Raw genomic sequence first — 12846 nt, 5'->3', positions numbered from 1 at the left:
TGCACCCGTTATGAAAAGAATAGTATTTTATAGTAAAAAGAGCGTATGCATTGGTTTGGCAGCAGTAGCGTTGCAGGCTAGTGCTGCGGATAACGAAAGGGCTACTTGCTCTGACCTGTCATTGGGTACGAGTGAAATGTTTGCAGACGCTAACGGCTTGCTGGCTGATAGCAGCCGAGTTTATGACATTGATGAAGTTGTGGTTGTTTCTCAGCCTAAGGAGAATTTCCGTCTTCGTCAACAGCCTCTCAGCAGCACTTCCTTTGGTTCTTATCAGATGCAGCGATTGGGGTCTCGCGATTTGCGTGAACTTTCCTGCTATGTTCCTAATTTTGTAATGCCTAACTATGGCTCGCGTTTTACCAACGCCATGTATGTGCGCGGTATTGGAAGTCGTATCAACAGTCCGGCTGTAGGAATTTATCTTGACGGAATTCCAGTTTTGAGCAAGGCTGCTTTCAATCTTCACCATTATCAGACCAGCCGTATAGATATTCTCCGTGGTCCACAGGGAACACTTTATGGTCAGAATTCTGAAGGTGGTTTGGTGCGCATCTATTCACGCGATGCTTATGATAGCAAGGGCACCTACGTTAATCTGGGATTGGGCTCTCATTTCTATCGTAATGTAGAAGCGGCTCATTATATGAAGCTTTCACCTCGTGTCGCATTAGGGGTAGCAGCTTTTTATGATGGACAGAAGGGATTCTTCCATCGTGCAGGAACCAGCGATTATGCCGACAATTATGATGAGGCTGGCGGTAAGTTTAATCTTAAGTTCCGTTTTGATAGAGGATGGAGCATGGATTTGCTAGCCAATTACCAATTTGTCTATCAGCATGCATTTCCTTATGGTCAGTTGGATTTAAACAGTGGCAAGGCTGCATTGCCAAATACTACATTCCCTGGGGTTTATCGCCGCAACATGCTGCTTTCGGGTGTCAATCTTCGTCATGAAGGAGCGAAATGGGATTTTGCTTCTACTACCAGCTATCAGTTCCTGGATGACAATATGAAGATGGATCAGGATTATCTTCCTGAAGATTATTTGAGCTTGCAGCAAGATCAGTTGCAGAATTCTATTACTCAGGAGTTCACATTTAAGAGCCGTCAGCCTTTCTTCGGTTTCTGGCATCTTACACAGGGTGCATTCTTCTCCCATATGTGGTTGAAGACAAATGGTCCTGTAAAATTCGGTTCAGCATTTACACAGTTTACCAGTAACGTTATCCAGCAGCAGATGTATTCCGCCATCCATACTTCGATGGTGAAGAAGATGATGAGTAAGGGAATGCCAGAAGCTGCGGCTAATGCGGCGGCTACGTCCGCGATAGAGAAGGCGGGCGGCATCAGCATGGCGGTGATGAGCATGGGAGCTCCGGGTTTGTTCCATACTCCTCAGAGCAATTTGGGTCTCTATCACGAGAGTACGTTTGATCTTTCTTCCCGTCTGAAAGCTACGCTTGGTTTGCGTTACGATTTCATGCATACAAGTATTCATTACGATACTTATGCTTATATGGAGATGACAGCTAAGGTGATGGGCATGGAGGCTCCTTCTAAATTGCTTTCAATGCTCGACCGCAAAACGAGTGATGATTACAACCAGCTCCTGCCAAAATTTGGATTAAGTTACAAGCTTGATGAGCAGGGGAGCAATGTCTATGCTACGGTGAGCAAGGGCTATCGTGCAGGCGGTTATAATATCCAAATGTTCAGTGATATCTTGCAGGCCGATCTTAAAGCTAATAGTCAGAAGGCGATGCGAGGCAATTATGACGTTCCTCATACCGATGAAGATTATGATAGAGTGAACCAGACTATTGCCTTTAAACCGGAAACCTCATGGAATTATGAGGTTGGAACGCATCTCAATCTTTTTGATCATCGTCTTCATTTCGATTTGAGTGCCTTCTATATGCAGGTTCGCAATCAGCAACTCTCTGTGATGGCAGGAACCTATGGCTTTGGCCGAATGATGGTTAATGCAGGTAAGAGTCACAGTTGTGGTATTGAAGCCGCGCTCAAGGGCCAGGCTTTCGACGGTGCTTTTGATTGGGGTGTAAACTATGGTTTTACACGTGCCGTATTTGATGAATATACTGATGGCGAGGGTGATAAGGCTGTGAATTATAAGGACAAGAAGGTTCCTTATGTTCCCCAGCATACGGTAGCAGCCATGGCTGACTATCATTTAGGACAGTTTACCTTCGGATTGAACATGAATGCGCAGGGCAAGACTTATTGGGATAATGCCAATACCTACAGCCTGAAGATGTATTTCGTGATGGGTGCGCATTGTGATATTGATTTCAGCAAGATGAGCATCAGTATCTGGGGGAAGAACCTCACAGATACTAATTACAATACCTTTGCTGTTGATAATGCAGCAACAGGAAAGAAACTGTATTTTGCCCAGCGTGGCAATCCTTTCCAATGTGGTGTTGATCTGAAATTCCACTTTTAGGATTAAATAGAAAAGGAGTTCCGGCATTCTGAAATGCTAGAACTCCTTTTCTTTTTAATCTCATTTATCTCCTTCCTTTATTTTAATTCTCCATATCCTACCAGCCGGTCGGTGCGGTCGCTCTGAGCCCGATAGTAAACCAGTACATTGTATTTGTTCTGGGTCTGGTAGAAATTTCCTTCTGATGGGAGCAGCCTGATGCTTCCGTCCTCCATCTTCATGAGATACTGATAACTGTAATAACCTTGCTTCATGAAGAGACGTGCATGATAGGTTTTCGTCATTTCATCATATTCCATCCGATATTCGGGGAGGAAACGGCCGTAGGTCCAATCTGCGTTCAGATAAACATCGCCTGGCAGTTTTGGAGCTTTCAGGGTAAAGTGAATCTGTGCATATTCGCAGGTGTTGTTGTTTTCTACGTTGTCGCTGTTGCGGATATAAAACGAACCTTTGGCAGTTTCATCGTAAACGTAATTGGGGCGAGGGCTGTCAGTCATTACCTTTACCTGATAGTCGCTTCCATCCCAATCTATAGCGTCTATTCCCATGGTTGGATGGTCGGTGTCCAGAAATTCAAACTTTCTGTATTCGTTGCCCGCATCGAAAATCAGAGCTCTTACATGCTGCCAACTCATTTTGCCCGCACTCAGGTAGTCGGGTTTAGGATTGAAGACAGCATTGTCCCATCTTCCGTTCTGAAGCACTACGATGTTCAGCTGGTTGGGATGAGTGATTCTCAGCTGGCTGTGATCCAGTTCCATTTTCAGTTGCTGGTGGGTTTTCTGGATGTCTATATCTGTTGTTGAAGTAGCTTCTAACTTCAGTTTAACTAATGGCTGAGGCTCTGTAATCATCCAGCAGGCTGTAAACATTTTGCCTTCTTCCTCGTTTTCCGCATTGTCGTCATAAACCGTCAGTCTGTAGTTGCCGCTCATGGTAAGTTGGCAGTCGGCATTGGGAATTGCCAGATGATAATGGGTATACGAATGATTGGTGTTGATGGATTGCTCTACATCTTCAATAATCTGGTTGTCGTTGAATCCTCTCATATAGTCGCTTTCAAAGAGCGAAGAAGTTACGTTCCAGTTTGCATCACAATGTTCAATCTTGTATCTGTATCGATGATAATCGTGCGTCATGTCGTCAAAATCGATATGGATAGGTTCTCCGCCCAGTGACGATACTGGGAGCGATAACCAGTTGGTTCCGCCTACAACCTGTAGGGTTCTGATGCGCTGGTTGAATATCTCGTGCTGCTGCGCCCAGGCAGTATGGGTAAACAGAAAGAGAAGGGAGATGATAGTGTATAATTGTTTCATATGGCTTCGTACGTATATATAAAAAAATAACTTGCAGTAGCCTTTTGATAAAGAACTAAATGCAAGCTTAAACAATCTAAATTAATACATGAAAACACTTTTGTAGTCGATAGGGGAATCGAACCCCTATGCCAAGATTGAGAATCTTGTATCCTAACCATTAGATGAATCGACCATTCAAAAAATCTCTATTGGTCTCCCGACTTATAGAGACTTTATAAATCTAATACCATGAAAAACACATGTAGTCGATAGGGGAATCGAACCCCTATGCCAAGATTGAGAATCTTGTATCCTAACCATTAGATGAATCGACCAACGGTACATTTTTCGTACGATAGCTTGCGGAAGGTGGGGGATTCGAACCCCCGGTACGGTAACCCGCACGGCAGTTTAGCAAACTGCTGGTTTCAGCCACTCACCCAACCTTCCAGTCGGATTCTTAACCGAATCAACCAAGCATCGTTCTTAAATGCGAGTGCAAAGGTACTACTTTTTTCTGATTCTACCAAATCTTTTTGCAACTTTTTTTCGATAAAAATGCATTTTCTTTGTAACTCCCACATTATCAGGGGTTGTTTTCTTTCAGTATGATGAGTGCTTTCATTCCTAAAACGAGCAGAGGCGGATTTCTTTCTCAGAAATCCGCCTCTTGTAAAAGAAAGGGCCGCTCGATGATGTGATGAAACTCCGAATGTATAAACATTTGAGAGTCCTCCGCCTTTGTAATCCACCGGCTTTTCAGCTTACCTGCCTGCTGCAGTTTATGTGGCCCGCCATGAGCAAGAGTATGTCCTCTCGGTTTCAATAGTGTAATTTGATGAGTATCCCGATCGAACCGAAACGACCCTTATTCCTTCTAGCACCCCGGCATCATCACGATGCTATGGTGCAATCATCTTAGTCATTATTTGATAATGCAAAGATAATGCAATATTTTGAAACTACCAAATGTTTTAGCTGTTTTCTTCGAATATTTTTTCGAAATATTTTCTCAACTCTGTTTTGTCCTCTATAATATTGCGCAGTTCGTTGAGCGCTTTCTCGTTAGGGGAGTTGGGAATCCATAACCTGATGTATCCGTTTCTTGAATATTTCTCGTCCATGTGCTGGCTGAACCGCTCCCATTGCTGCTCCTTGTCATCAGCTGGATTGTTTTCTTTGCCATACTGTATGGCGCGCAGAAATATCTCGTGAACGTCAATGTCGCGATCGGCTTCTGCCACAATCTTGCCATAGATGCTGCGAGGCTGACGGCTGGATGAAGCCCGATGGTCCTCAACGGCTTCTTTCATGATTTTAATCTGCTCTTTATTGAACCAGCGCTTCAGTCTTGCATCTGCCTGCAGAATCTTACCGCTGGTGATGTGGTGAATGGCACGCGGACCGCTCATCCCCAGGTCGTGGTAAGCGGCTATTACATACACCATATCGATGTCGGCTCCGGTTACCGGAACCAGTTTCAGAGAGTTTCTGATGACTCGGGTAACATGTCTGAGTCCATGACTTTCGCCAAAAGCATTATATTTGGGGAGAATCTGTTTCTCCACAAAGTCCATGATTTCGAGATTTACCTGTTGCTTCATAGATATTCCTCCACTTTATTTATATAATAAGGTACGCGCGTACATTATTATTAGTTTATTATTGTTCAATTCGCCATTCCGATGATGATCAGGGATGATACAATGCCGAAACAGAAGATGTTCAGAGCTGTTTTGCCCAGAATTCTGTTCAGTTCTCTGCCTTCGCCTATCTTTTTCATCTCCATATAGGTTCTGTTGTGCAGAATGATATAGAGTGCTGCAAACGGCAGGAACATGCTGCTGGCTTCATGCTGAAATACTTCGCAGATGGTTACACCTATTATGGTAAGGATGCCCAGATTGCCCAATGCGCAGTATAACCGCTCGGCATTCTTCTTTCCTATGTGAACCACAAGGGTCTTCTTGCCGGCTCTCAGGTCGTTGTCATGATCGCGGTAATTGTTCAGAATAAGCAGCGTATCAACTACCAGTCCGCAGGCTACAGATACGAGAACCGCTTCCAGGCTTACTCCCTGCATGGTTTCGGGCATTACGAGATAGTATGTGCAGCATACGGGTACAATGCCGAAGAAGAGCAGCACCAGAATATCGCCCATGCCCAGATAGCTGAGACAGGTAGTATAGAGGAAACAGAAGACTACGCAACAGATGCCTACAATGACCATTTCCCAACCACCGAAAAGAACCAGCGGAAGCCCTATGGCGCAGCCCAGAAGAGTAGTGAGGATGATTCCCCATTTCGTGGCTCCCAATGTAATCCAGCCTTCAGCGCAGGCACGTTTCGGTCCCAGCCGGGTTTCGTCGTCATTACCATGTTTGAAGTCGAAATAATCATTCACCAGATTGCTGTCTATCTGCATCACCCATGCAAAGAGCAGGCAGAGTAGGGCTGGCAATGTCTGTATCTGCTGAGCGTCTTTATAAGCCAGCGCAATACCCAATAAAACAGGAACAGCCGCCGCCGTCAGAGTCTTCGGGCGAGCGGCTAGATACCATGCTTTTATAGAATTTGTTTCTATCATATTCTAAAAAGATTAAAATTGAATCTCCTGAAATTCTTAAGGAAAATCAGAAAGATTAATTGAAGAAGTTCCAATTTACTCCAATACGGAACACTCTCTCGTTCATCGGATAATGAGGAGCGAAGAAGTAGTTCTTGTCGCCCTGTCCTGCATTGATGTGGCTCATCATTACGAAGAAACGGGTGTGCTTGATGTGAACGTTGGCGTAAACATTGACGATAGGATAGTTGCCTATCTTTACGTTGTTCTCGCCGTTGCCCTGTACCGTATACTGTCCCATATAAGGTGAATAGTCGGGAGCTTCATAGCTTGTAAAGTAGCGCATGTCAGCACCCAGGTCTACGTTCAGCACCTTTACTACCTTGAACTTGATGTAGAGGTTGGTGTAGGCATTGAAGGCTGGTACTGGCAGAACACTCTCCTTGCTTGAGTGCTGGTAGGTAAACTGGTTTTCCCAGTTCAGAATGCCTAGTCTGAAGTTCTGTTCCAGTTGTGCTGTCAGCAAGTTGATTCCTCCGCTTTCCTGCATCGGTGTTACCATGACTCCTGTTCGCAAACCTTCTTCTGTAATGTCATAGCTCTGCGAGAAGTAGGTGTAGTTCTTGATTTCATCTACAGCCACTCTCAGCTTGGTGCGTGTCTTAGGGAAGGAGAGCGTACCCATGATGCGGGTATGGATGGTCTTGTCGAGATCATTCTCCCACCACAGATGGCGGGCGTGATAGTTGCGGTAATAGAACGATGGGGTTTCTCTATGGAAGAAAGCATCGCCTCTTACCTGAAGCGTGTCGCCCAGGAATGGGATGTTCACGTCTACATTACCATCTATGGCAAGGGTTCCGGCGTCAACACCCGTCAGTCCTATTTCTGCTACGGCATTGTAGTGGAGTGTCTTGCCTTCCTGCTTGCTTAGCTGTCCGCCTACGCTCAGCACATGTTCGTTGTATTTTTCGAAACCGCCTTCCATGGTTGGCAGTTCATAGTGTCGGAGATCGTAGCTGGCGAAAGCCTTCAGTCCTGCCTTTGCCCATTTGTTGAAACCTTCAAGCATGGCGATGGCGAAGGTATTCTTCATGTGCCAGTGCTTGGTCTGGTCGTAGATGGAATCACCGGTCAGCCTGCCTGCATCGTAATATTCATTCAGGTAATAGTCGGCTGGGGTCTGATAAGCTTCGTAAATACGGCGATAGTTGTCAAACTTTACCGTATGGATGAAGCTCGTTACCGGAACATATTCGCTCTTGTAGAAGAGCGAGTCTTCGGCATTTTTCTTCTGGATGGCCAGCAGACTGTCGGCAGCAGCTTTTCCGTTTACTGCGATTCGGGTACTGTCGTTCCTGATGTCCTTTGCGGCTAAGTCTTTAGCCGGTTCATCGCCTGCAATCTTGGCTCCGTCAGGACGGCCGCTGAATTTAGCACCCTGCTGTTTGTCGTAGGCTTTCTCATCAAATTTCTTGCCTTGTTCCTTGGCTTTCTTTCTGGCTTCTTCCTTCGCTTCCTCTTCAGCATTTTCCTTTTTCGAAGCCATGGCAAATTTCTTTGCCTTGATTTCTTCTTCGGTCATCTTTACCTTTCGGCTGAAACCTACGTTGTAGCGGTGGGTAAAGAAGATGTGCTGGTTGTCCAGTCGGTTCCAGTTCTGTTCCAGAACGGTAGGAATTTCATTGGTGGCAAACGATTCGGTATAGATTTCCGGATGTTTGATGTAATCATCGTTGGTAATACCGCCGTTCTCGGTCATCTTCTCATGATTGGTACTGAAGAGGAGATGTGCCTGATAGCGGTCGCCCAGGTAAGATGCCCACATGGTGTATTTAAAGTGGCTGGTACTCTGTGCGTTATAATATCCTCTGCCATACTTGTAGTCGAATCTGAAACCGGCGCCTAGCCTTTTGTTGGCATTCACGGCAAACATGGCCTTGAAGTCGTCTTCTCCCGTCACCTTATCGCCGCAGCTGTTCAGCGTTACGTTGGTGATAGGTGAGTAGGTGTTGGTGAAGTGGAAGTCGCTTACCGGATTTACGATATAATCGTAGGGCTCTGTAAAGATGAAGTTGCCCTGCGTGTTGCGGCGGTCGATGAAGATTCGGTTCAGTCGGGCAGTACCCATGTTTCCGAGGGTATTGTATTCGCCTCTCAGTCCTTCCGTGAAGGTTGAGTTCATGTACATGTGCTGCAAGGTGTCTACTACCGCAGCCTTTGTGTCGCCGAAGCGTTCGTCTACGGTCCATACTCTGATGCCTTTCGGAATCTCCTTGTCTGAGCCTAGTGAATCGGTGTTCACCTTGCGGTTGGTTTGAGGACGGAACTGCGAATCTTCGTTATAGTTAAAATCGTTTTGTGCCGCAACCGGGAGGGTTGCAGCACAAAATAGGAGTGATGAGAATATAATTTTCTTCTTCTTCATTATTTCTTAAATAGTCGGATACATACTTCGGCAATCTTGAGCACTACACCCACGATGAGTACGATGTAGGCGATATTGCGGCTTTCTTCCAGCTGGGTCCAGAGTATTACCCCCACGATGGCGAGCAGCATGAAGGCGATGTTGAGATAATTGCGCACCTTCAGCATGTTGTTCTGGTCGCTATAGGCCAATGGGCGGAGCCGGCGGTGCTGAGGTCTTACGGCGTAGCTGGTAGGCTGCTTCTGTTCAGTCTGTTCTGCGCCCTGCTCAGCTGTAGGCTGGGCTGTAGCGTTTGCAGGCTGCTGTGCCTCGTTCTGTTGTATCTTGTTGTCTGTATTCTGATTATCCATTTTTCTTCAACTTATTGTTTTACTAATGCTGCTAACTCTGCGAATATCTGGTCCTTGCGGTCGATGGTGCATCTGCGGAACTTTCCGAAGATCTTAGCCAGGTCGTTCTGCTTCTTGTTGAGCGCAATCTTGTCGCTGATTACCTCTTCTGCAGGTTCCTTGAAACCGGTGCTTCTTCCTTCCTCGTAGTTGTAGATGATGCGGCCGAGCGAGAGATTCAGATGATTGTCTGAAATCCTGGCTACCAGCTGGTATTTGAATTCCGTGCGGTCGAGCGAGATGAATGACTGGCTGAAGACGAGCCATTCGTCCATCGTGTTGGCGATGATGTGTTCAGCCTCGTTTACCAGTGCTACTCGGCTTGCTATGTTCTGCTCGTTCTGTGTCAGTTCACTCATGTATTTTAATACGATGTCGTAAATCTGCTTGGCTGTTTTTCCGTTAGCATCCGTATCGAGCGTGAATTCTATCTTGTTTTCATCATTATATGTGATGGCGCCTGCCAGATATTTCATGTCCACTTTGGCTGTTGTGCCATTTGCCAGCTTGTTGGTAGGCTTGGCAGCCTCCTTTGGCTTAGCGGCTACGGCAACAGGAATCGCCCATCCCGTGGTTGGTGTGGTTGGCTCCTTTACAACAACTGGTTCTGGCTCAGTAGCATGGGCCTTCTTTGCTTCAGCTTTTTTTGCTTCAGCTTCAGCCTTGGCGCTTGCAGCGTTGATGCTGTCGGCCTGGGCCTTCAGTTTGGCAGCCTGTGCTTTAATCTTAGCCACTTCTAGTGCCTTCTTGGCAGCTTCCAGCTGTTTCTGTGCCTGTTCCAGCTGCTGCTCTTCAGTCAGCACGGTTTGCGCCTGTGTAGTCATCAGCGGGAGGAGCATAAATATGGGGATGATGATTTTTTTCATGTCGAGCTGTTTTATGAAACTGTAAAATGATGGTTCCTGTAGGGGAACTTAGCGGAAGATGAGGGATTCAAACCCCCGATACCCGGAAGAGGGTATACCGGATTTCGAGTCCAGCGCATTCGGTCACTCTGCCAATCTTCCTTTTATTTTATCAGATGCAAAAGTAATACATTTTTCGCATCTGACAAAATATTGCTGTTATTTTTTAACTATATTAACCCCGCTTTATAGGATTTTATACTATAGTTTTTACTGTTGCTGCAGGAATCTGTCGGCCTCGATGGCAGCCTTGGCTCCCGAGCCTGCGGCAACAACACCCTGGCGGTAGATAGGGTCGGCCACATCGCCTGCTGCGAAAACACCCGGAATGTTGGTGGTGGCAGTACCTGGCACTACTTTGATGAAGCCCTGCTCGTCGAGATCTATCTGCCCTTTGAAGAGGTCGGTGTTAGGCTTATGTCCGATAGCCAGGAAGAATCCGTCGATGCTGATGTCAAACTTCTCTTCGTTGGCTTCGCCCTTGTGGCGCACGAGATGAGCACCTTCTACACCGTTCTCGCCGAAGAGCCCCAGCGTATTGGTTTCGAACAGAATCTCGATGTTCTCCTTGTTCTTTACACGCTGCTGCATGATTTCTGAAGCACGGAGATAAGGCTTGCGCACAATCATGTAAACCTTCTTGGCAAGTCCGGATAGATACATGGCCTCTTCGCAGGCAGTATCGCCACCGCCCACTACAGCTACGGTGCGCTTGCGGTAGAAGAATCCGTCACAGGTAGCGCAGGCAGAAACGCCCTGTCCGCGATATTTCTCTTCATCGGCAAGACCCAGATATTTGGCAGATGCGCCTGTGGCGATGATCACGGTTTCTGCCTCAATCTCGTTGTCGCGCTCATCGGTAAGATGAAATGGGCGTGAGCTGAAATCTGCCTTCACGATGCTTCCGTCTCTCATTTCGGCTCCGAATCGGGCTGCCTGTTCCTTCATGTCCATCATCATCTGTGTTCCGTCTACGCCGTTAGGATAGCCCGGAAAGTTTTCTACCTCTGTGGTGATGGTGAGCTGGCCGCCCGGCTGCATACCTGAATAGAGTACTGGCTGCAGGTTGGCTCTGCCGGCATAAATGGCAGCCGTATATCCTGCAGGACCGCTACCTATAATTAATGTCTTTATCTTTTCCATTTTTTATCTTATAGTTATATTTTTGTTTCTGATGGCTCGAAATGAGCCATTTCCTTTGCAAAGGTACATCAAAACAATGAGAAATCAAAATAAAAATACAATATTTTTCTTTTCTTGCATAAATTATTGCTTTCGTTTGAAGAATTATTGTTATCTTTGCACCCGAAAATAAGATGCTCCGGAATGAACATCAATTAGAAGAAACGAAAAATATTTACTTGATATATGAATCAGATTAAGAAGATTGTACTGACGGGTGGACCTTGTGCAGGCAAGACTACCGCTATGGTTAAGGTGATTGAACATTTCTCCAGTCTCGGCTATAAGGTTTTTACCATTCCCGAGGTTCCAACCATGTTCACCCAGGCGGGCATGAATTATCTCACCTCCAACAAGGATTTTTTCTTCGAGGGCGAGAAGGCTACTTTCCAGACTCAGATCAACCTGGAAGACAGTTTCCTGCGTATGGCTGAAACATTGCAGCAGCCGGTCATCATCGTCTGCGATCGTGGTACGATGGATATTTCAACCTATCTCACTCCCGATTTCTGGCACCGCATCATCTCGGAAGAGGGGTATACAGATGCCCAGCTTCGCGACCGCTATGATGCTGTGCTGCATCTGGTGAGTGCTGCTGATGGTGCCGAGCAGTTTTATACTACAGCCAACAATGCGCAGCGCCTGGAGAAGGCCGATGAAGAAGGACTGAAGATAGCGCGAGAGTTGGACAAGAAGATTGTTTCTGCATGGAAGGGGCATCCTCATCTCAGGGTAATCAATAACCACGAAGATTTCAACAACAAGCTGAACCGTGTGCTCAAGGAGATAAGCAATGTGCTTGCCATTCCGCAGCCGATAGAGGAGGAGCGAAAATATATCGTGAAGCTGACGGGCGAGGTTCCTAATGCGATAGACAGCGATATTGTTCAGACTTATCTTACGGGTGAGCCGGGTAGTGAGATTCGTCTTCGCCGTCGTGGTTTCGAGGGAGGCAAGTATGTGTATGTTCACACCACCAAGAAGCGCCTTTCAGACAATGAGCAGATTGAGACCGAGCGACAGATCAATGCCAAACTTTACGAGAGTATGCTTCAGCAGGCTGATCCTTACCGCCAGCGCATTCATAAGCATCGCAAGAGTTTCATCTGGAAGGGCCAGTATTTCGAGCTCGACGAGTTTCTTGAGCCGGTTTCCGACCTGATGATTCTTGAAACCCGCGGCATTTCTGCCAACGAGAGTGTAAAGTTTCCTCCTTTCATTCAGGTGCTGGAGGATATTACGGGCAACAGCAAGTATTATAATTATAACATAGCGCTGAAGCGGTAAAATCAGCCGAAAATGTAAAAAGTTACGGAGATAATTCATATTCTCCGTAACTTTTTACATAAACTACTCACTTTTGGTGTTATTGAGTTTCATCATTATTGTGTCATAATTATTTTATCTTCAATGTCCGCAGATATTCTTTCTGTTTAAAGACGTTTTCCTTTCTTGCAACGTTCAGCAATTTTGTACGTATTGACTTCCCGTAGTTTTTATTTTGTTCTTTACTCATAGCTTCACTTGTAGATAATTTTCCAAGATATTGCCAACACGCAATTGCCTGGCATAATCCATTAGTTTACTGATATTTCTTTCTGGTCT

10 protein-coding genes and 4 tRNA genes are annotated in these 12846 nt (G+C 46.0%); 2 read left to right on the top strand and 12 right to left on the bottom strand.

Annotation, left to right across the window (positions count from 1 at the left end):
- The first annotated feature begins 10 nt into the window (after nucleotides 1–10).
- Complete coding sequence (locus tag DWV53_RS10065; RefSeq protein ID WP_118153352.1) at nucleotides 11–2467, top strand: TonB-dependent receptor; 2457 nt, start codon at nucleotides 11–13, stop codon at nucleotides 2465–2467.
- Between the two features lie 77 nt (nucleotides 2468–2544).
- Here the strand turns inward: DWV53_RS10065 and DWV53_RS10060 are convergent, their stop codons facing one another.
- The 12 genes from DWV53_RS10060 to trxB all read right to left on the bottom strand — a co-directional run bounded on the left by DWV53_RS10060 (nucleotide 2545) and on the right by trxB (nucleotide 11202).
- Nucleotides 2545–3789: a DUF5103 domain-containing protein gene (locus DWV53_RS10060; RefSeq protein WP_118153349.1), complete on the bottom strand. Its 1245-nt coding sequence runs from the start codon at nucleotides 3787–3789 to the stop codon at nucleotides 2545–2547.
- Nucleotides 3790–3892: 103 nt separating this feature from the next.
- Nucleotides 3893–3964 (bottom strand) — tRNA-Glu (locus DWV53_RS10055).
- 70 nt (nucleotides 3965–4034) lie between these two features.
- Nucleotides 4035–4106: transfer RNA gene (locus DWV53_RS10050), tRNA-Glu, on the bottom strand.
- A 28-nt stretch (nucleotides 4107–4134) separates the two neighbouring features.
- Nucleotides 4135–4221, bottom strand: a tRNA-Ser gene (locus DWV53_RS10045).
- Nucleotides 4200–4523, bottom strand: coding sequence for a hypothetical protein (locus tag DWV53_RS15525; RefSeq protein WP_147329692.1), 324 nt, complete (start codon nucleotides 4521–4523; stop codon nucleotides 4200–4202). The genes DWV53_RS10045 and DWV53_RS15525 overlap by 22 nt, the downstream gene beginning before the upstream one ends.
- Nucleotides 4524–4745: 222 nt before the next feature.
- A complete protein-coding gene (locus DWV53_RS10040) occupies nucleotides 4746–5375 on the bottom strand; it encodes an HD domain-containing protein (RefSeq protein ID WP_117694903.1) in 630 nt (209 codons plus the stop codon).
- A gap of 65 nt (nucleotides 5376–5440) precedes the next feature.
- Nucleotides 5441–6358 (bottom strand): 1,4-dihydroxy-2-naphthoate octaprenyltransferase, encoded by a 918-nt coding sequence (menA, locus tag DWV53_RS10035; protein WP_118153346.1) that lies wholly within the window; start codon nucleotides 6356–6358, stop codon nucleotides 5441–5443.
- A 55-nt stretch (nucleotides 6359–6413) separates the two neighbouring features.
- On the bottom strand, nucleotides 6414–8765 hold the full coding sequence (locus tag DWV53_RS10030; protein WP_118153343.1) for a putative porin: 2352 nt from the start codon (nucleotides 8763–8765) through the stop codon (nucleotides 6414–6416).
- Nucleotides 8765–9115 (bottom strand): hypothetical protein, encoded by a 351-nt coding sequence (locus DWV53_RS10025; protein ID WP_006846707.1) that lies wholly within the window; start codon nucleotides 9113–9115, stop codon nucleotides 8765–8767. Before DWV53_RS10025 ends, DWV53_RS10030 begins: the two co-directional genes overlap by 1 nt.
- A gap of 11 nt (nucleotides 9116–9126) precedes the next feature.
- On the bottom strand, nucleotides 9127–10020 hold the full coding sequence (locus tag DWV53_RS10020) for a DUF4468 domain-containing protein (protein WP_118153340.1): 894 nt from the start codon (nucleotides 10018–10020) through the stop codon (nucleotides 9127–9129).
- Nucleotides 10021–10072: 52 nt separating this feature from the next.
- Nucleotides 10073–10161 (bottom strand) — tRNA-Ser (locus tag DWV53_RS10015).
- A 108-nt stretch (nucleotides 10162–10269) separates the two neighbouring features.
- A complete protein-coding gene (gene trxB / locus DWV53_RS10010) occupies nucleotides 10270–11202 on the bottom strand; it encodes a thioredoxin-disulfide reductase (protein ID WP_022121168.1) in 933 nt (310 codons plus the stop codon).
- Between the two features lie 225 nt (nucleotides 11203–11427).
- On the opposite strand from trxB, the gene DWV53_RS10005 reads away from it, so the two are divergent.
- Nucleotides 11428–12528 (top strand): AAA family ATPase, encoded by a 1101-nt coding sequence (locus tag DWV53_RS10005; protein WP_118153337.1) that lies wholly within the window; start codon nucleotides 11428–11430, stop codon nucleotides 12526–12528.
- Nucleotides 12529–12846 lie beyond the last annotated feature (318 nt).

The sequence above is a fragment of the Segatella copri genome (genome assembly GCF_003465495.1).
Classification (GTDB): domain Bacteria; phylum Bacteroidota; class Bacteroidia; order Bacteroidales; family Bacteroidaceae; genus Prevotella; species Prevotella copri_G.
This window is presented reverse-complemented; position numbering and strand designations above follow the sequence as displayed.

What these genes read in the sequence shown, in the direction of transcription:
- DWV53_RS10025 (WP_006846707.1), bottom strand. Translation starts at nt 9,115, where the DNA reads ATGGATAATCAGAATACAGACAACAAGATACAACAGAACGAGGCACAG.
- trxB (WP_022121168.1), bottom strand. Translation starts at nt 11,202, where the DNA reads ATGGAAAAGATAAAGACATTAATTATAGGTAGCGGTCCTGCAGGATAT.
- DWV53_RS10005 (WP_118153337.1), top strand. Translation starts at nt 11,428, where the DNA reads ATGAATCAGATTAAGAAGATTGTACTGACGGGTGGACCTTGTGCAGGC.
- DWV53_RS10060 (WP_118153349.1), bottom strand. Translation starts at nt 3,789, where the DNA reads ATGAAACAATTATACACTATCATCTCCCTTCTCTTTCTGTTTACCCAT.
- DWV53_RS10065 (WP_118153352.1), top strand. Translation starts at nt 11, where the DNA reads ATGAAAAGAATAGTATTTTATAGTAAAAAGAGCGTATGCATTGGTTTG.
- DWV53_RS10040 (WP_117694903.1), bottom strand. Translation starts at nt 5,375, where the DNA reads ATGAAGCAACAGGTAAATCTCGAAATCATGGACTTTGTGGAGAAACAG.
- menA (WP_118153346.1), bottom strand. Translation starts at nt 6,358, where the DNA reads ATGATAGAAACAAATTCTATAAAAGCATGGTATCTAGCCGCTCGCCCG.
- DWV53_RS10020 (WP_118153340.1), bottom strand. Translation starts at nt 10,020, where the DNA reads ATGAAAAAAATCATCATCCCCATATTTATGCTCCTCCCGCTGATGACT.
- DWV53_RS10030 (WP_118153343.1), bottom strand. Translation starts at nt 8,765, where the DNA reads ATGAAGAAGAAGAAAATTATATTCTCATCACTCCTATTTTGTGCTGCA.